General features: G+C 48.8%; 21 protein-coding genes. 17 read left to right on the forward strand and 4 right to left on the reverse strand.

What is annotated here, in order from left to right:
- The first annotated feature begins 268 nt into the window (after nucleotides 1-268).
- The 3 genes from QQ055_RS03110 to QQ055_RS03120 all read left to right on the forward strand — a co-directional run bounded on the left by QQ055_RS03110 (nucleotide 269) and on the right by QQ055_RS03120 (nucleotide 2,287).
- Complete coding sequence (locus QQ055_RS03110) at nucleotides 269-433, forward strand: hypothetical protein (protein WP_158020435.1); 165 nt, start codon at nucleotides 269-271, stop codon at nucleotides 431-433.
- Nucleotides 434-671: 238 nt separating this feature from the next.
- Nucleotides 672-1,847: a M20 family metallopeptidase gene (locus tag QQ055_RS03115; protein WP_069969222.1), complete on the forward strand. Its 1,176-nt coding sequence runs from the start codon at nucleotides 672-674 to the stop codon at nucleotides 1,845-1,847.
- Between the two features lie 185 nt (nucleotides 1,848-2,032).
- Nucleotides 2,033-2,287 (forward strand): hypothetical protein, encoded by a 255-nt coding sequence (locus QQ055_RS03120; RefSeq protein WP_069969223.1) that lies wholly within the window; start codon nucleotides 2,033-2,035, stop codon nucleotides 2,285-2,287.
- Here the strand turns inward: QQ055_RS03120 and QQ055_RS03125 are convergent.
- Nucleotides 2,278-2,892, reverse strand: a complete 615-nt coding sequence (locus tag QQ055_RS03125; protein ID WP_286004218.1) for a hypothetical protein — start codon at nucleotides 2,890-2,892, stop codon at nucleotides 2,278-2,280. The genes QQ055_RS03120 and QQ055_RS03125 overlap by 10 nt on opposite strands.
- Nucleotides 2,893-3,243: 351 nt before the next feature.
- Here QQ055_RS03125 and QQ055_RS03130 point away from each other — a divergent pair, with 351 nt between their 5' ends.
- Complete coding sequence (locus QQ055_RS03130) at nucleotides 3,244-4,026, forward strand: hypothetical protein (RefSeq protein WP_283360555.1); 783 nt, start codon at nucleotides 3,244-3,246, stop codon at nucleotides 4,024-4,026.
- 150 nt (nucleotides 4,027-4,176) lie between these two features.
- Here QQ055_RS03130 and QQ055_RS03135 read toward each other — a convergent pair whose 3' ends face one another.
- Together QQ055_RS03135 and QQ055_RS03140 are read right to left on the reverse strand one after the other, a co-directional pair.
- Nucleotides 4,177-4,515: a DUF2973 domain-containing protein gene (locus tag QQ055_RS03135; protein WP_069969225.1), complete on the reverse strand. Its 339-nt coding sequence runs from the start codon at nucleotides 4,513-4,515 to the stop codon at nucleotides 4,177-4,179.
- Between the two features lie 118 nt (nucleotides 4,516-4,633).
- Complete coding sequence (locus QQ055_RS03140; RefSeq protein ID WP_069969226.1) at nucleotides 4,634-4,966, reverse strand: DUF2605 domain-containing protein; 333 nt, start codon at nucleotides 4,964-4,966, stop codon at nucleotides 4,634-4,636.
- Between the two features lie 263 nt (nucleotides 4,967-5,229).
- Here QQ055_RS03140 and thrS point away from each other — a divergent pair, with 263 nt between their 5' ends.
- Complete coding sequence (gene thrS / locus QQ055_RS03145; protein ID WP_286004219.1) at nucleotides 5,230-7,059, forward strand: threonine--tRNA ligase; 1,830 nt, start codon at nucleotides 5,230-5,232, stop codon at nucleotides 7,057-7,059.
- 29 nt (nucleotides 7,060-7,088) lie between these two features.
- Here thrS and QQ055_RS03150 read toward each other — a convergent pair whose 3' ends face one another.
- Nucleotides 7,089-8,261 carry an AI-2E family transporter gene (locus QQ055_RS03150; protein WP_283360558.1) on the reverse strand — a complete coding sequence of 391 codons (1,173 nt, stop codon included), beginning with the start codon at nucleotides 8,259-8,261 and terminating at the stop codon, nucleotides 7,089-7,091.
- A gap of 141 nt (nucleotides 8,262-8,402) precedes the next feature.
- On the opposite strand from QQ055_RS03150, the gene QQ055_RS03155 reads away from it, so the two are divergent.
- The 12 genes from QQ055_RS03155 to cpcG4 all read left to right on the forward strand — a co-directional run bounded on the left by QQ055_RS03155 (nucleotide 8,403) and on the right by cpcG4 (nucleotide 18,268).
- Nucleotides 8,403-9,350, forward strand: a complete 948-nt coding sequence (locus QQ055_RS03155; protein WP_286004220.1) for an RluA family pseudouridine synthase — start codon at nucleotides 8,403-8,405, stop codon at nucleotides 9,348-9,350.
- Nucleotides 9,351-9,804: 454 nt separating this feature from the next.
- On the forward strand, nucleotides 9,805-10,020 hold the full coding sequence (locus QQ055_RS03160; RefSeq protein WP_283360560.1) for a hypothetical protein: 216 nt from the start codon (nucleotides 9,805-9,807) through the stop codon (nucleotides 10,018-10,020).
- A 113-nt stretch (nucleotides 10,021-10,133) separates the two neighbouring features.
- Nucleotides 10,134-10,970, forward strand: coding sequence for a phycobilisome linker polypeptide (locus QQ055_RS03165; protein ID WP_286004221.1), 837 nt, complete (start codon nucleotides 10,134-10,136; stop codon nucleotides 10,968-10,970).
- Nucleotides 10,971-11,726: 756 nt separating this feature from the next.
- Nucleotides 11,727-12,245, forward strand: a complete 519-nt coding sequence (gene cpcB, locus QQ055_RS03170) for a C-phycocyanin subunit beta (RefSeq protein WP_069969231.1) — start codon at nucleotides 11,727-11,729, stop codon at nucleotides 12,243-12,245.
- Nucleotides 12,246-12,302: 57 nt separating this feature from the next.
- Entirely contained in the window at nucleotides 12,303-12,791 is a 489-nt protein-coding gene (cpcA, locus tag QQ055_RS03175) for a C-phycocyanin subunit alpha (RefSeq protein ID WP_069969232.1), read from the forward strand.
- A 114-nt stretch (nucleotides 12,792-12,905) separates the two neighbouring features.
- Nucleotides 12,906-13,766: a phycobilisome linker polypeptide gene (locus tag QQ055_RS03180; protein WP_069969233.1), complete on the forward strand. Its 861-nt coding sequence runs from the start codon at nucleotides 12,906-12,908 to the stop codon at nucleotides 13,764-13,766.
- Nucleotides 13,767-13,824: 58 nt separating this feature from the next.
- Entirely contained in the window at nucleotides 13,825-14,121 is a 297-nt protein-coding gene (gene cpcD, locus QQ055_RS03185; RefSeq protein WP_283360561.1) for a rod-capping linker protein CpcD, read from the forward strand.
- Nucleotides 14,122-14,191: 70 nt separating this feature from the next.
- Nucleotides 14,192-15,013 carry a C-phycocyanin alpha-cysteine-84 phycocyanobilin lyase subunit CpcE gene (gene cpcE, locus QQ055_RS03190; protein ID WP_286004222.1) on the forward strand — a complete coding sequence of 274 codons (822 nt, stop codon included), beginning with the start codon at nucleotides 14,192-14,194 and terminating at the stop codon, nucleotides 15,011-15,013.
- A gap of 76 nt (nucleotides 15,014-15,089) precedes the next feature.
- Nucleotides 15,090-15,731 carry a C-phycocyanin alpha-cysteine-84 phycocyanobilin lyase subunit CpcF gene (cpcF, locus tag QQ055_RS03195; protein ID WP_283360563.1) on the forward strand — a complete coding sequence of 214 codons (642 nt, stop codon included), beginning with the start codon at nucleotides 15,090-15,092 and terminating at the stop codon, nucleotides 15,729-15,731.
- Nucleotides 15,732-15,759: 28 nt separating this feature from the next.
- Complete coding sequence (gene cpcG1, locus QQ055_RS03200; RefSeq protein WP_286004223.1) at nucleotides 15,760-16,593, forward strand: phycobilisome rod-core linker protein CpcG1; 834 nt, start codon at nucleotides 15,760-15,762, stop codon at nucleotides 16,591-16,593.
- Between the two features lie 91 nt (nucleotides 16,594-16,684).
- A complete protein-coding gene (gene cpcG2 / locus QQ055_RS03205; protein ID WP_286004224.1) occupies nucleotides 16,685-17,425 on the forward strand; it encodes a phycobilisome rod-core linker protein CpcG2 in 741 nt (246 codons plus the stop codon).
- A gap of 81 nt (nucleotides 17,426-17,506) precedes the next feature.
- On the forward strand, nucleotides 17,507-18,268 hold the full coding sequence (cpcG4, locus tag QQ055_RS03210) for a phycobilisome rod-core linker protein CpcG4 (RefSeq protein WP_286004225.1): 762 nt from the start codon (nucleotides 17,507-17,509) through the stop codon (nucleotides 18,266-18,268).
- Nucleotides 18,269-18,483: the final 215 nt, after the last annotated feature.

Raw genomic sequence — 18,483 nt, forward strand, 5'->3', positions numbered from 1 at the left:
AACTGGGTGCCTTTTACAACAGGGTCAATGTAAACTAATGTAACGAATATCCGAAATTAATGCTTCGATCTTTGAAGCGTTAGATTTGGGTTCGTGACTCGACTTGACCTAGGTTAATGTAACTTTTCGGTTAATTCTCAACTGTCCTGACGCGCCTCAAACTGATTTAATCAGGAGCTTACCTATGATCAAAATTTGTTTGTACCTTAAAGAAGATCCTGATAGCAGGTCAACGAAAAAAATCTTAGAATGCAGTAGAGTTCCCGCAATGGGTGAATTTATTGATTTTGAATATAACCTCTATAGAGTGTTTTTAGTCTGCCATCAACCCTACAATAGCGGCTATGAGGCATCCGTTGCGGCCCTAAAAACCAGTTGGGATTCTTGCGAAAGTTTACTGCACAGCCAAGAAAAAACTTGCCAGACTCATTAAATTAACGCTTTGGTGATTTACCTAATCCGATAAACCCGATTCCCCCTAGTTCTAAAACTAGGGGTTTTTTGTCCTTTTGAAAAGCTCAAACTTCCAAGATTCAATCGATGAGAAACCGCAGCGAATCGTCCGGCTTGCTGAGTGCGTAACCGTACATCAACCCGCATTCGCTGAAATTGCGCGTTAAGCTAGTAAGTTATCGAGGTGCCAATATTTAAACTTTATAAATACTCCCCCTATGCTCGCTCGCATCAAAGATATCGCTGCTGAATTAGCCCCCCGCCTGATTGAAATTCGCCGTCACATTCATGCCCACCCCGAACTGAGCGGCCAAGAGTACCAAACGGCCGCCTATGTTGCCGGGGTTCTCTCATCAGTGGGTTTGCACGTTGAAGAGGCGGTTGGCAAAACTGGGGTGATTGGCGAGCTAAAAAGTAGCGGTAGCGATCGCCGTCTCCTTGCCATCCGTACCGATATGGACGCTTTGCCCATTACAGAACAGGCCGTTTTGGATTTTGCCTCGCGCCAAACCGGAATTATGCACGCTTGCGGCCATGACGTACACACTACAGTCGGTTTGGGAACGGCAATGGTTTTATCCCAATTGAGGGAGGCTTTACCGGGCACCGTACGCTTTTTGTTTCAACCGGCTGAGGAAATTGCTCAAGGTGCAAGCTGGATGGTGCAAGATGCGGCAATGGAAAATGTTAATGCGATTTTAGGGGTGCATGTGTTCCCCTCCATTCCCGCCGGAAGTATTGGCGTCCGCTACGGGGCGCTAACGGCAGCCGCCGATGAGCTAGAGATTGCGATTTTAGGGGAATCGGGTCATGGCGCTCGACCCCATGAAGCGATTGATGCCATTTGGATCGCCGCCCAGGTGATTACGAGCTTGCAACAGGCGATTAGCCGCACCCAGAATCCCTTGCGTCCGGTGGTATTAACGATCGGTCAGATTACGGGAGGACGCGCTTCTAATGTAATTGCCGATCGCGTTCGCTTGGTGGGCACGGTGCGATCGCTCCATCCTGAAACCAGCGCGAATTTGCCCAGTTGGATTGAGAAGATTGTGGCGAATGTTTGCCAAACCTACGGCGCTCGCTACGAGCTGAACTATCGGCGAGGCGTTCCTTCGGTGCAAAATGACCCGCAATTGACTCAACTGGTGGAGGAAGCGGCGCGAGAGGCCTGGGGGAGCGATCGCGTTCAGATTCTCCCGGAACCTTCTTTAGGCGCAGAAGATTTTTCTCTGTTTCTCGAACACGCACCCGGTACGATGTTCCGGCTAGGGGTGGGATATCCAAACCGAGTGAATCATCCCCTGCATCACCCCCTCTTTGAAGTGGATGAGTCGGCAATTGTCATTGGAGTGGTGACGCTGGCGTATTCCGCCTATAAATATTGGTTGAGCTGAGGGCGAAGGTTTCTTTCTCTAGGGGGATGGAATTAGCGCGTGTTTATTCGTACAATTTCCTGCAACAAGAGCGCGATCGCATTGAGCTTTGACTAAACCCAATTTAAGGGGTTCAGTTGTTCTCGCCAAAATAATCATTGTTTTCAATTACGATTACCCTTTGGAAATTTAAGATATAGGTACTTATGTCTGCATCCCAACCCCTGAAAGGAACTGAGTTGATTGATTGTGCAAAAGCCAATGCTAAACAAGGGATTGAAGCTGCTACCGAGTTATGCGGTTATGGCAGCGATTTCAACACTTTTAAGCAAGAGTTAAAAAGAGCTTGTCAAGACATTGGCGTGCAAGTTAACGAACTTAGCGATTTAATTACCGATCAACAGACTGTTCAGCGGATGGGGGGGATTGAAGTGGCTCCCGATACCCCATCTCAACTTTGATCTGAATTGTGGAAACGATCGTGCAAAGCGACTTCAACTTGAGACGGAATTGCAGCCATTTTTTGCTCTAATTGGGCAAGGGCGCTATCCACTTTCTCTTGTAATTCAATCAGTTGTCGCTGTTGGAGGTTTCCCCATTGAGGCAGTTGATTGATGAACTGTTGTAAATCGATAATAACGCTGGTTAAGCTTTCAATTTGACTCAGTTCGGGACGCTGTTTAAATTGTTCGGTTAAGCGATCGATTTGATGTTTAATGGGGGCGATGGATTGCTCAATCGTTTGTTGCTGTTGATGCAATTTATCTAAGGTGGCAACCAACCCATTGAGATCGAGTTCTGAGGACGCTAGAGACAATTCCCTGGAGGAAGGATCTGAGATCCGAACCGTCTCTAAACGCTGCTCTGTCTGCCCTAGCGCTTTTTTTAACCGACGGGCGTGCAAGCGGAATCCACGGCGACGGTTAATCCAGTTCAACACCAGAGAAGCAGTTAGCGGCACCAGACTATAAAAGAGCTGTTGGGTAATCGAGGTCGCAATTAACCCCAAGATCGCTAGGAAAATGGCGATCGCTTCAGCAATTTCTAACCGCGATAGATGCTTCATTTTGACAGGTCTGACTTTGGGCTAAACCCAGTTTAAAGTATCCGCACAGACGAGATCGACCTTTTAAGAGGGTTAAGCTCAGAAAAACTTCCGAAAGTTGCTTAAGGCACATAAAGTCTTTAACCAATATCCGCAAAAATACACAGCGAGGTTAAAACTCGATCGAAGGGTTGAAGCTCCATGCGTGTCGAATGTACGGTCGCAAAAAAATTTATAAGCTTTTTAGAATAAGTCTATGAGCATAGCAAACTCAGTTAACGATGGGCGTCTTTCAGGTTAAAAGCTCAAGGCGATCGCAGTTGTTTTAGTTCATCGGCCTTGAATCCGGCAATAATAAAAAGGAGATAGCAATTGACTAAACCTTTGACCCATTTAATCAACCCCACTCACAACCTGCAAGCAATTTTGGCGTCTAATCGATTAGATCCAAGCTGTTTACCCACGATTTTGGGGTCAAGCAAGGCAGATTGTTGGGTTTGCCCGAACGAGTTGGAGTTGGTGAAGGGTCTGCGCGATCGCGCTATTGATGTATTACTGTTGGATGTAGAACTGCTGCACAAACAAACTCAATCCCTGTGTTGGCGCGTGCAGAACCTCTACCCCGACTTAAAAATTGTTCTTGTAGGGACTCAGGCTAGCGAATTGGCTAACCACAACTGGGTGTATGAATTCCCAGAGGTTTCAGTGATTTGCTTATCCCCTCACTCTGAGTTATCGCACCTTCCATCCGAGTTTCCTATGTCGCCCGATCCAAACTCTGAGACTTCTTTCTCTCCTGCCTCTGGGGGATCTTATACAGACTTTGTTGTCGGTGCTGCAATTTTTGACTTGAACGGTTTGCCCAGAGAATATTTAATTGCAGAGGAAATCAATAACATGAGTTGGGTGCAGACCATTTTCCAAGCCTTGGGTCTGCGATCGCTCCTGATGTCTTCTCTCCAACTCGAAGGCTTTCACCATGCCACCATCCACTCTAAAGGGTATAGTGCCGTAATTGTCAAGCAAAAAAGTCAATACACCGCCTTGCTAGTGCGCGTCAAAGAACGGAACCTGATGACAGAAGCCTTTGTCAACTGGGCGCAAAACTTCGATCCAGAACTTTTAAAAGTCAACCCTCTGTTTCGCCTAGCCTAGAACCCAAAAAGGGAGAGATTCTGATGAACCTCTCCCCAAAGCGGATTTTTATAGTAGCTGAACCATTTTTTAAAAACGATATTCTCAACGAATCAAAATTTAAATCCAAATGGGAGGGAATTTAATGGAAACCCTTCCCCCGCAAACAGTCTATGACTCTTCACGACGATCGTTAGTTGGCGTATTCGGAGACGAATTGTAAAGCGCATCTAACTGTTCGCGAGCATCTTCCACCGTAATCGAGCGCATAATCAGCAAAGGCTCATTAATCACATTCCCCGTATCATCTAAAAACTCAGGATGAGGAACAGGACGGCGAGAGAGAACCGAACCATTCCCATAAGCATTTTGACCCATTCCTGAGAAACCCGATGGTGCAGAGTAGCTGCGCGTTGATTCCAGCCCTAGAGTTAGCAAGCTGCGAATCAAATTGCCAACCGCTAAAATGGCGAGAACAGAAAATGCCAAAATATAGAGCAGGTGTAACATAAAAGGTTCCTCCAAACCAGAGTGTTATTCACAAATATGAGCAACCCATAAACCCAGGCAATAGACGCATCGCAACAGTTTTGACTCTGCATCATCTCGCCTTCAGGAGGGAAAGCGATTACTGCTGTTGAATGCGAGTCGCTTGTTCTTGCCGACACCGCATCGCCACTTGCCAGCATTCCGTTACCAGTTGGTGCCAAGGCATCAATGTTGCCGTTTCAATGCCAACTTGACCCTGAGTTGCCTTAAACAGCATTTGCGCTGCACTGACTTCCCCTTGTGCCTGTTTAACTCGCTCTAGCAAGTCGGTTTGTTCGGCGTCGCTCAGAAAAGAGATCTCCTGAACTTCTAGCATAGAACGCGATCGCGCAAACCAATACTGAAAATCTTCAAGCAGAGGTTGCAATACCGACTTCAGTAGCTCTGGGTCAGGCGGATTCGAGTTAAACATCAAACTAAAACGAATGACTAAGCTTATCTCATAATCTTAACCTGATTTACGTTTTGTTACATTTTGCCTGAAATTTCTTTATTTTCGATCGCCTCAACAGGAACATCCTCAAATCGGTAAGATAGAGCTATAGCCGACTGCTGAGTCAAACCCCTCAGCTTTCGCTCTCAGCTTGCTGCCTTTCAATCCCCAACCGTAGTGCTATCCCTAGTGCTGCGTCAGGATACAAAGTCACCCAGACGATGGAATAAGTGAAACAACCCATGCCCGCTTCCGAACTCCAAGAAGTCCAACAGCCAACTGCCCCAATACATCTTCCTCGTACCAGTGAATCGGAAACCCTCAAAAAAATCCGTCACACAACCTCTCACATAATGGCAATGGCGGTGCAAAAGCTGTTTCCCAAAGCACAGGTGACAATTGGCCCCTGGATTGAAAACGGCTTTTATTACGACTTCGATCATCCCGAACCCTTCAGCGAAAAAGACCTGAAGGCGATCAAAAAAGAGATGATCAAAATCATCAACCGCAAACTGCCCGTCATTCGCGAAGAAGTCAGCCGCGAAGAAGCCAAACAGCGGATCGAACAAATTAAAGAACCCTACAAACTCGAAATCCTCGACGACATCAAAACCGAACCCATCACCCTCTACCATCTCGGCGAAGAATGGTGGGACTTGTGCGCCGGCCCCCACTTAGAAAATACCGGAGAACTGCACCCCAAAGCCTTCGACATTGAAAGCGTCGCCGGGGCTTATTGGCGCGGAGATGCTACCAAAGCCCAACTTCAGCGCATTTATGGCACCGCTTGGGAAACCCCCGAACAACTTGCAGAATACAAGCGACGCAAAGAAGAAGCCCTCAAACGCGATCACCGCAAATTAGGTAAAGAACTGGGTTTGTTTGTCTTCTCCGATCTCGTGGGGCCGGGTTTGCCCCTGTGGACGCCCAAAGGCACCACCATCCGCCAGTTGCTAGAAGAGTTCCTCAAACAGGAACAAGTCAAGCGCGGCTATCAGCAAGTCGTCTCGCCTCACGTCGGCAGAGTTGAGTTATTCAAAAAATCGGGTCACTGGCAAAAATATAAAGATGACCTGTTTCCGATGATGGGCGAATCGGAAGAGGAAGGTTTTGTCCTCAAGGCGATGAACTGCCCCTTCCACATCCAAATCTATCAAAGCGACTTGCGTTCATATCGCGAGTTACCCATGCGCCTAGCTGAATTTGGCACTGTTTACCGTTACGAACAATCGGGAGAACTGGGGGGGTTAACGCGGGTACGCGGCTTTACCCAAGATGACTCGCACCTGTTTGTCACGCCAGAACAGCTAGACGAGGAATTTATGAATGTGGTGGACTTAACCCTATCGGTGTTTAAGACGCTGCGTTTAAGTAACTTTAGGGCGCGGTTGAGTTTCCGCGATCCGGAGTTGAAGGATAAATACATTGGTTCTGATGAGGCTTGGGATAAGGCCCAAAGCGCGATTCGTCGGGCGGTGGAAACCTTGGGGATGGAACATTTTGAGGGCATTGGCGAGGCCGCCTTTTATGGCCCCAAACTCGATTTCATCTTCCGCGATGCCTTGGATCGCGAGTGGCAGTTGGGAACGGTACAGGTAGACTACAACTTACCCGAACGCTTCAATTTAGAGTATGTGGCTGAAGATGGGACGCGCAAGCGTCCGGTGATGATTCACCGCGCCCCCTTTGGCTCAATTGAGCGTTTGGTGGGTATCTTAATTGAAGAGTATGCGGGGGATTTCCCGTTGTGGTTAGCGCCCGTGCAGGTTCGCCTGTTCCCCGTTAGCGATACTCAGCGCGATTTTGCCTACCAAGTCGCCAATCAAATGCGAAGCTTGGGGATGCGGGTTGAGGTGGATGCTAGCGGCGATCGCCTTCCTAAGATGATCCGCAATGGCGAGAAGGAGAAAATCCCCGTCATGGCAGTCATTGGGGCGAAGGAGGTTGAGTCTAATACCCTTAGCGTTCGTATCCGGGAAGCTGGGAAGGAGTCGCAAGATTTAGGCGCAATTACCGTATCTGAAGTGATTGAACGGTTGCAAGCAGCCATTGGCGATCGCACTCGTTTCTAATTCACCGAGGGGCTAACTTAGCCCCTTTTTTAATGGATTTCTGACTTTTGGGGCGTCTCGCTGCTAACGTATACGGTTGTAGCGGTTGGATCGTCTTCTGGGGGATGGGCTTTTCTCACCGAACGAATCGCGATCAGGGCTTCTTTAATCACCACCGCCGTTGGAACGGCGACGATCACCCCCAACAGTCCGCCAATTCTGACACCCGTTAAAATCGAGACAAATACCCAAAAGGGATTTAACCCCGTGACGCTGCCTAAAACTCGCGGGGCAATAATATTCTCCACAATTTGCTGCACGATTAACGAGACGGCTAAGACTTGCAGGGCTAACCCAATATTTTGTAACGCAACTAGCAGAGTAACGGTAATAATCCCCACAGTTCCCCCAAAGGGAACCAACGCCATTAACCCAACGGTTAAGCCAAACAATAGACCAAAGGGAACTTTCAGCCACAGGAATAGCGAGGTTAACCCTAAGCCCATACAGGTAGCTAAGATAATTTGTCCAATAAAGTAGTTTTGGAAGCTGAGGCGCAGAGTATCGGAAAAAGGTTTTTGAATCCGACTGGGCAGCCATTCAATAATACTGTCCCAAATATCGTTACTGTGTTGTAACAGATAAAAGGTCAACACGACGGTTAGCAAAACATCGAGTAAGCGGACGACGGTTAAGACCGTTAGGCTTAAGGTGAGGTTGAGGGCTTGTCCGGCTAACCGCTGCAATTCAACTTTCAGGCGGGTGTTAATTTGCGGAATCACCCCATCTAGGCTGATCGGTAATCCTAATGCTTCGATGCGGTCGTCTAACATCATAATTTGCCGCTGTCCTGAATCGATGAGTTCGGGCAGGCGGGCGACGAGTTGTTGCGCTTGGGTTAGGGCTAGGGGAAATAAGGTTAAACCCAGTCCCAGTAAAATTAAGAGGGCACACAGGAAAACCAAAACGGCGGCTTGACCCCGTTTTGCGCCTTGTTTTTCTAGCCAACTGACGGGATAGTTGAGTAAAAAGGCGAGTAGGGCGGCGACTAGCAGAATGACGAATAAAGATTCAAAATAGCCAAAGATTTCCGATAAAGCCCAAGCGTTGAGAACGGCTAAGGGGGCTGCAAGGGCGATCGCCAACAGGCGGGACAAGGGTGTAAATGCTTCCCACCACTGTAAGAGTTTGCTTTTGGGTGTGGATGAACCAGGATTAACCATGAAATCCTTATAAACGGTTGATCGATTCTATGTTTATTATCTTGAACTCAGTCCGAATCGAGCATGGTTCGTTAAGCTGAGTTTTCCTAGGGCGATCGCAGGTTAAAATAATGGGGTGATATTTGGTGCAGGGCGATACGCGTGGACGGTGAGGATCGAGAAGTTATTGAAGTTGAAGGTCAATCGCAAAGACTCGATCGCTATCTAGCAGAGACTTTACCGGATTTATCCCGTTCTCGCATTCAAAAGTTGATTGAAGACGGTCAGGTTGAGGTTAACGGGCAAGTTTGTACTTCAAAAAAGCTTTTGGTCAGTCAGGGCGATCGCCTTCAGGTCACAATTCCAGAGGTTCAAATCCTCGATCGACTCATCCCTGAAGATATTCCCCTCGATATCCTCTATGAAGATAGCGATTTGCTGATTGTCAATAAGCCTGCGGGTTTAGTGGTGCATCCCGCCCCCGGTCACGAACGCGGGACTCTGGTTAACGCCATTTTAGCCCATTGTCCCGACCTGGCAGGCATCGGCGGCGAGAAGCGACCGGGCATTGTCCATCGTTTAGATAAGGATACGACTGGGGCGATTGCGATCGCCAAGAATGACTTTAGCCTCAATCACTTGCAAGGGCAAATTCAAGCCAAAACCGCCAGAAGGGAATATTTGGGCGTGGTTTACGGCGCGCCAACCGCAGCTAGCGGTACGATCGATCGACCCATTGGACGCCATCCGGTGGATCGCAAAAAGATGGCGGTTGTCCCGATCGAACGCGGGGGACGATCGGCGGTGACGCATTGGCAGGTTCGGGAACGTTTAGGCAACTATACGTTAATGCACTTTCAACTGGAAACGGGGCGAACCCATCAAATTCGCGTTCACTGCGCGGCGATCAAACATCCTATTGTGGGCGATCCGGAGTACAGTTCGGGGCGATCGGTGGGGGTGAATCTTCCCGGACAGGCGCTACATGCTTGGCGTCTGCAACTCCAGCATCCCATATCGGGGGAAACGGTGGAGGCGATCGCGCCTTTACCCGCAAGCTTCACCACGCTGCTGCAAGTCCTCAGACGCCGCTTAACGACTTTGGGATAACACTCAATTTTGAGAAGTTGAACCTCAGTTCATAATTTCAGTTACACCGATAACAAATTCAACCCAATTTTTACTCAATAGATGAATAAATATTAAATCCTTCCTCATTTATGAAAGAGGCAGAAGGGCGTGAAATGAAGTAGCAGTCAGAGAAGCCCGCGTCAAGGGCTAAATTCCTCTGGCGATCGAGCTTACAAAACTTAATGAACTTATTTTACTTTTTGGGGATTTCACCAGAGAAATAGACAACCTAAACCTTGACAGATTCAAGCTTACTTTACAACCTCTTAATATTAAGCCAACTTTACTTTTCGCAACAAAAATCAGTATTTCCCCCTTGTGTAAAAGGAGCTGAGAAGTTTTAATAACACTAACGAGGTCGGACTTTGAATCGGTTCGGATTTCATTAAACCTCTCAGATATCAAGTCACTTTTTCTCAGAATTCCGCCTATTTTGTATCAAATTATTGCAACCCTTGGGGGCTTTTCTAATTTGGTCTGGGTTTGGCATGGCATTCGTCAAGCAACGAACGTCAATGCAGCCCCCATGCAGTGGCTTGGATGGGAGAGCGATCGCGCCGATCTCAACTTCAGGAGATATCAAACCTGCTGGATGCTTGTGCCAGAGTCCTCAGCCGCGATCGCATTAATGGTCTTTTCTAGCCCTTGACTCAAACTCAAGCGATAGGAAGGCGGGCGTTTAGAAATTTCGAGTTCTTGCGCCTACTGACCACTTATCGCTTTTAGGCCTTGTGAGATACTACTAAACGGAGCTTTTCGGTAATGAGCAATCTTGTAAGAGAGCGGTTTGGTCTGAGCGAGTTCGATAGCCCCAAAGTGGAACTGCGATCGCCCTGGACAGAAGACGATCTGCAAAAGGTTTTTCGTGCAGCTTATCAACAAATTTTTGGGCGAATTAGCGTTTACGCCAAAGACCAATTTATCAATGCAGAGTCATTGCTGCGAAATGGCAAAATTACAGTCCGGCAATTTATCCAAACCTTGGCTAAATCCGAATTTTACCGGGAGTGCTTTTTTCATAACAACTCCCAGGGTCGGTTTATCGAGCTAAACTACAAGCATTTATTAGGGCGCGCCCCCTACGACCAGTCAGAAATTGCCTACCACGTCGATCTGTACGTAACCCAAGGCTATGATGCCGATATTGATTCCTATATCTATAGCGAAGAATACGATCGCGCCTTTGGTGATTCCGTAGTGCCTTACTACCGAGGATTTAGCTCGCTTCCCGGTCAAAAAACAGTCGGTTACAATCGCTTCTTTCGTCTCTATCGCGGCGATGGTAATAGCGATAATGCCCAATTTGGCGGTAAAGGCGCTCGGCTGCGAACCAATTTATCGATGAATTTGGCAAACTCGATTTCTCCTCCAACTGGTGCGATTGAGTCTGCTGACTTCAGGGGCGGTACCTTAGCCAATCCTTCGGCGCGTTCGGACAACCGGATGTTTAAAATTGAGGTGGTGCAAGGACCGGTTGGCAAAACGGCTCCGATTCGCTTCAGCAAACAGGTTTATACGGTTGCTTATGACCAACTCTCTACAAAATATCAAGAGATTCATAAGCGCGGCGGTCGAATTGTCAATATTGCGGCTGTGTAGCTTTCCCGAACAGGTGACTGGTTAGAGTCGATCCTTGTCCTTTGTTGGTGAAACTAGAAGCGACGCAGATAAGTTTCGATTTATCTGCGCGTTTTTTCTATGGCTGTAGCCATAACGCTGAGGACAAGTTAGAACGGCGATTCTCCGGTGGAGAGGCTTTTAGCTAAACATATCGCAACTCTAGACCCTCATCAAGCCTAGATGACGCTCTCTGAGCGCTGCTAAATCTAAGGTGGCGTTTGCCATTGGATCTTGGACTGGGACTTATAGCTTCCAGCCCGATTTTTGTCGTGAGTATTTGTTACTATCAAAGCTTAAGAAAATCTAAAAGTTGCCTTCCAGAAAGATGAGCAAAAATACTTGTCTTTGTTAAGAAATATGTACATTTGGGGTCCAGCTTTCCAGGATTACGAAGCGGATAGGGATTTAAGTTAGTCAAGAGTGAATATTTTTTACAAAACTTAATGCAAAAAGCCTTGAGAGCATTGTATAAAAGTAACCTGGAGGGGATAAACGATCGCTCCAAAGTTCAACAAAGGCTCAGTATCATTAAGCTTGCTGTTTCACAAACAAATGTGAAAATCTCTCAGAAACCGATCGGTTTCAGTGGTAAGATTCTCAGAATTGAGTCAAGCCACAATAGCCAAAGATGAATTTTGAGCAGTCGTAACTATCTGACTCCAAAAAGCTGATCCAACAGCTATAAACTGGCTTAACAAAATCCCACTAAATTTTTGCAAGTAGGAGATTGAATTCATGTTAGACGCATTCGCCAAGGTCGTTTCTCAGGCTGATGCAAAGGGCGAGTTCCTGAGCAGCGCTCAACTCGACGCCCTCACCAACATGGTGAAAGAAGGCAACAAGCGCCTAGACGTTGTTAACCGGATCACCAGCAACGCTTCTACCATCGTTTCCAACGCTGCTCGCGCGTTGTTTGAAGAGCAACCCCAACTGATCCAACCCGGTGGAAATGCTTACACCAACCGTCGTATGGCAGCTTGCTTGCGCGACATGGAAATCATCCTCCGCTATGTCACCTATGCTGCGATCGCAGGTGATTCTAGCGTTCTAGACGACCGCTGCTTGAATGGTCTCCGTGAAACCTACCAAGCTCTGGGCGTACCCGGTGGTTCGGTTGCTGCTGGCGTTCAAAAAATGAAAGACGCAGCAATTCAAATCGTTAACGACCCCAGCGGCATCACCCAAGGTGACTGCTCTCAGTTAGTTTCTGAATTAGCTGGCTACTTCGATCGTGCAGCTTCTGCTGTTGCTTAGTCTACGTTAACTCTTTGAACTCAAGTACAAAACTAATTTTAGGGAGATCTCTCAACGATGAAAACTCCGATTACTGAAGCAATCGCCGCTGCTGATACCCAAGGACGTTTCCTCGGTAACACCGAACTCCAAGCGGTTAACGGTCGTTTCGAGCGTGCTGTTGCCAGCATGGAAGCTGCTCGCGCTCTGACCAACAAAGCTCAAAGCTTGATCGATGGCGCTGCTAACGCAGTTTATCAGAAGTTCCCCTACACCACTCAAATGCAGGGTGCTAACTACGCTTCTGACTCTCGTGGCAAATCCAAGTGCGCTCGTGACATCGGCTACTACCTCCGCATGGTTACCTACTGCTTAGTTGCAGGTGGAACCGGTCCTATGGATGAGTACCTGATTGCTGGTTTAGACGAAATCAACCGCACCTTCGACCTATCTCCTAGCTGGTATGTTGAAGCCCTCAAGCACATCAAAGCGAACCACGGTTTGAGCGGACAAGCGGCTAACGAAGCCAACACCTACATCGACTACGCGATCAACGCCCTGAGCTAAACGTCGGTCGTGTTGCCCGGAAAGGTATGCAGGTGCTAGCAAATGAGTTAGTAACTGTTTATCTCTCCGGGCATTGTTTTATCTATCGATGCACAGCAATTGGGAGGTTAAAACATGGCAATTACAGCAGCAGCATCAAGACTGGGAACGTCCGCTTTCTCAGATATGGCAAAAGTTGAACTGCGCCAGAACTGGACGAAAGCCGATGTAGAAATGGTGATTCGTGCCGCTTACAGGCAACTGCTTGGCAACGACTATTTAATGGCATCTGAACGCCTAACGAGTGCCGAATCTTTGCTCAGAGATGGTAACATCAGCGTCCGCGAGTTCGTGCGCTGCGTCGCCAAGTCAGAGCTGTATAAAACAAAGTTTTTCTACAACAATTTTCAGACTCGGTTTATTGAACTGAACTACAAGCATCTGTTAGGGCGCGCTCCCTACGATGAAGCAGAGGTGATTTATCACCTCGACTTGTACCACAACGAAGGTTACGACGCTGAAATCGACTCCTACATCGATTCAGAAGAGTATACCTCCAATTTTGGGGACAATATCGTTCCTTACTATCGGGGATTTGCGACCCAACCCGGTCAAAAAACGGTTGGTTTTAACCGGATGTTCCGCCTGTACCGGGGCTATGCCAACAGCGATCGCGCTCAAGTTGAAGGCACCAGCTCTCGCCTCGCCCGCGAACTCGCCAGAAACAGCGCTTCTTCCATCGTTGGACCATCGGGCAGCAACCCCAACTGGGCATTCCGCGCATCGGGCGACCTCGCACCGCGTCAGACCCTCGGAAATGCAGTGGGTGAAGGCGATCGCGTTTATCGCATCGAAGTCACCGGCGTCCTTTCCCCCGGCTATCCTAAAGTCCGTCGCAGCAGCACCGCCATTTTTGTCCCCTACGAACGACTCTCCAGCAAAATGCAAGAGTTACAGAAAACTGGGGCAAAAATCGTCAGCATTAGCCCAGCGTAACCTTAACGTTGAGCCAGATGCCAATCAGCGAAAAATTTCTGTAGGAGATATCAGAATCATGCGTGGTCAGACCGTTGTTGGTACAGGTGGATTGAACTCCGCAGCTAGCCGGATGTTTCGCTACGAAGTCGTCGGCTTGCGCCAAAACCAAAGCACCGATCGCAATAAATATCCTATTCGCAGTAGCGGTAGTGTTTTTATTACCGTTCCCTACGACCGCATGAACGAAGAAATGCAACGCATTTCTCGCCTCGGCGGTCGGATTGTTAATATTGAACCGATGACGGCAGAATCTGCCCTCAAGCCTGATAGCGAAAGCAAAGGAAAAGCGGCAAAAGCGAAAAAATCTGAATAAGCTTTAACTGCCATTGTCCGAACGCCAGCATTCGCCCGCATAGCCCTTAAAACTTGTAACTGAGCCAAATATGTCAGAGCCTAGTCTTGCAACCGACGTTGCAGCACCTCAGCTAACCGTTGAACAGGCGATCGCGAATCTGCGCCATCAGGACACGAGTCTCCGCTATTACGCCGCTTGGTGGCTTGGAAAATTCCGCATCCAAGACCCGGCCGCAGTTGATGCCCTTATACTTGCCCTGACGGACGAAGAAGACCGTACAGAGTTGGGAGGGTATCCGCTGCGGCGCAATGCAGCCCGTGCTTTGGGAAAGCTGGGCGACCCGCGAGCCGTTCCAGAACTCATTCAATGCTTGACCTGTTCGGACTTCTACGTTCGAGAAGCCGCAGCCCAAGCCTTGGGACAGCTTCAAGATCGACGTGCAGTTGAGCCTTTGATGCATTTGCTCTCTGGTGGCGTCGAAGCCAATCAACAGGTTCCGGGCCGCCCTCACCTAACCCAGCCCTGCGAAGCCGTCATGGAAGCCTTGGGACAACTCCAAGCCACAGAAGCGATCGCGCTGATTCAACCCTTTACAGCCCATCTTGTAGAACGAGTACGCTACGCCGCCGCGCGAGCCATGTACCAGTTGACAGGAGAGGCTTTTTATGCTGAGAAGCTGATTCAAGCCCTCGCCGGAGCTGACCTGAAACTCCGTCGCGTTGCCCTATCAGACCTCGGCGCTACTGGCTACCTACCCGCAGCCGATGCGATCGCCCAAGCGCCCGTAGAAAATAGCTTTAAACTCCTCGCCCTCAAAGGCATCCTCGAACATCAAGTGGGTCAAAGCTCCTCTGGCGAGCTAACCGATGCCACCATCCGAGTCATGCATCTGATGGACTCCTTACTCTAGGAGCATCAAACGCTATTTCCCTAGAGTCAAATCGAGATCGAGAATTAATCACGCTATGACTCTGTTGTGCGAGCCTATGTCCCAGACCGAACGACAACTCATCCAAGCCGTAGAACAAGCCGATACCCCCCAGCGCCTTGTCCAGGCCGTCCAAGCCCTCAGCCAAGCGCAAACCCAAGCCGCGATTCCTACCCTAATCGCGGTTTTGGGCTATAACAATCCCGGCGCAGCGTTAGCTGCCGTAGATGGCTTAGTTCAACTCGGCGAAGTTGCCGTTACCCCCATCTTGCAACAGCTTGATGGCTATAACTACGGGGCAAGAGCCTACGCAACTCGCGCCCTCGCGGCGATCGCCGATCCGCGAGCCTTAGAAGTCTTACTTCAGGCCGCGCAATTTGACTTTGCACCCAGCGTCCGCCGCGCCGCCTGTAAAGGGTTGGGAATGCTCAACTGGCAGCAACTCGCCCCCGAAGCCCTGCTTGCAGCCCAAACAGAAGCTTACCAAGCCCTCCTCACCATTGCCCAAGACCCCGACTGGGCAATTCGCTATGCCGCAGTTGTCGGCCTGCAAGCCCTGGCGCTGAAGAGCGGTTCAGAGATTCGCACCCCCATCGCCCAACAGCTTGAAACCTTGCTCAATACCGAGCAAGACCTGAGCGTGCGATCGCGAATCCAACTCGCCAGCCAGCAACTCCACCCTCCTACAGTTCGCGCCTAAACCTATACCCAAAATAGGAAACAACACCATGTCCATACCCCTTCTCAACATCACCCCCGTAACCCAAAACCAGCGCGTCGAAGGTTACGAAGTGGGCAACGAAGACACCCCCATCATCTATCGGCTCTCCGCAGCCACCACAGACACCGACATTAACGAACTGATTTGGGCCCTCTATCGCCAAATCTTCAGCGAACACCTCATCCTCGACAGCTACCGCCAACCCAACCTCGAATCCCAACTTCGCAACCGCGCCATCACCGTCCGCGAATTTGTCCGAGGCCTTGGAAAATCCGACGTATACCGTCGCTTAGTTGGCGAAACCAACTCCAACTATCGCCTCGTCGATATCACCTTCAAGCGCCTTCTCGGACGCGCCACCTACAACAAAGACGAGCAAATCGCCCAATCCATCATCATCGCCACCCAAGGCTTAAACGGCTTCATCGACAGCATCGTTGATAGCGAAGAATACACCCAAAACTTCGGCGACGACATCGTTCCCTACCAACGCCGTCGATTCAAAGAACGCCCCTTTAACCTCGTTAACCCCCGCTACAGCGACTACTGGCGCACCCGTCAAATCAACCTCGAAGGCAGCTACTACCAAGTGCGCCTCGCCGGCCAAGGCAACCCCGACAAACGCGTTGCTCGTCGTTCCGTCCCCGATACCTTCTTCCAAATGGCTCGCGGATTGACCCCCACCGGCGTAAACTATCAACAAATGGCAGACCGCGCCAGCAACTACGTCAGAAATAACCCCCTTCTGGACACCACGCGGGAAATTGAAAATCAACCCCTCGTTGGTCGGAACAATGTTGCTTTACCCTACCGCTATCTGCCAACCACACCTAAATCCTAGGTGCGGACAGCTTTGAGTCCCGCTCAAACTTAATCTTTGAGCGCCCTCAACGGATTGCTTAACGCCAAAAATCCATTATTACAAGCACATCATGTCCATCCCTTTACTTACTTACAAACCCTCTTCCCAAAATCAACGGGTTGCAGGTTATGAAGTTCCCGGTGAAGATACCCCCTATATCTATCGCATCGAAGACTGCCTCGATGCTGGCGATGTCCAAGAACTGATTTGGGCTGCCTATCGCCAAATCTTCAGCGAACACGTCATCCTGCAAAGCAGCCGCCAAACCAACCTCGAATCTCAACTGAAGAACCGAGCCATCACCGTTCGCGACTTCATTCGCGGTTTAGCCAAGTCCGAAACCTTCTATCGCCTCGTCGTTGAATCTAACTCCAACTATCGCCTCGTTGAAGTTTCCCTCAAACGGCTGTTAGGACGCGCTCCTTACAACAAAGACGAAGAAATTGCTTGGTCAATCAAAATTGCCACCCAAGGCATTGATGGTTTTATTGACGCCCTCATTGATAGCGAAGAATATACCCAAAACTTTGGGGATAATACCGTTCCTTATCAACGGCGTCGGTTTAAAGATCGACCCTTTAATCTCGTCACTCCCCGCTATGGGTCATACTGGCGTGATAAGCTCGAAGAACAACGCTACAAGTGGGGCGATGTTCGGAACTTCTTAGATATGGCACGGGAAATTAAGCCCAAAGCCAGAACAACAAATACAAATGTCACCACCGCTAATATCACCATTCCTGATACGACGCGGGAAACGAAACCCAACGTTCCGGTTTCCATTAGCCCTACTGCGAGTTTTCCCTTGTGATCTTTGCTTGTTAACTCCATGAGTTAACAGCTTTTCCATTGCAATTCATTTTGCCTCTCTAGTTTATTTAGGAGATATTCAATGGCACTGCCATTACTGGATTACAAACCAACCACGCAAAATCAACGGGTTAAGAGCTTTGGTGTTGCCGATCTTAACGAAGATACACCTTACATCTACCGTTTAGAAGATTGCGGCTCTGCTTCCGATGTGGATACCTTAATTGGTGCAGCGTATCGCCAAGTTTTCAGCGAACACGAAGTTCTCAAATTTAACCGCCAACCCCATATCGAATCGCAAATCAAAAATGGTAACTTAACCGTTCGCGATTTCATCCGGGGTTTAGCCAAATCTGAAGCCTTTTATCGTCTCGTTGTTTCAGTTAACGACAACTACCGTCTTGTTGATGTTTGCTTGCGCCGCTTCTTAGGTCGGTCAGCCTACAATCAGGACGAAAAAATTGCTTGGTCGATTAAAATTGCTACCGTTGGCTTCTACGGCTTTGTAGATGCGCTACTCGATAGCGAAGAGTATACCAACAGCTTTGGGGATTACACCGTTCCTTACCAACGCAAACGTAAAGAAGGGCGTCCCTTTAACCTCGTGACTCCTCGTTACGGCGAAGAATTCCGCGAAAAAGCAGGTACGGTTACAACCGACTGGCGCTTTACCTTGGAGAAATTCTACTCTCGCAAGTATCAAGAATCCAAGCTGGCCGAAGGCGATCCGCGCAAGTTCCGCAATATGGCAGCCTCTGTTTCTAACTCGCGCAACTACGCGCAACGGGTTTCGGCTCACGATATTGATTATCTGAACAAAGTCCCCGTACGCGGCAGACGCTAGAGTTAACCAATCGCTCAGTTAAATCCTAAAATTTTAGCTGATTCCGCTTGTAGGGTCTGGTTGACGTTGTGATAGACGATCCGTTTGTTGCCTTTAGCGCAGGCGAGTCTTGGTCTCAACGACAATCAGACCCTGTGTCATTGGATACTTTCTAGACTGCGATTGGTAACATTTAGAAGTTCAATTTAAGCTCATAAGTAATCTATAATTTTGAG

This window comes from Geitlerinema calcuttense NRMC-F 0142 (assembly GCF_030285425.1).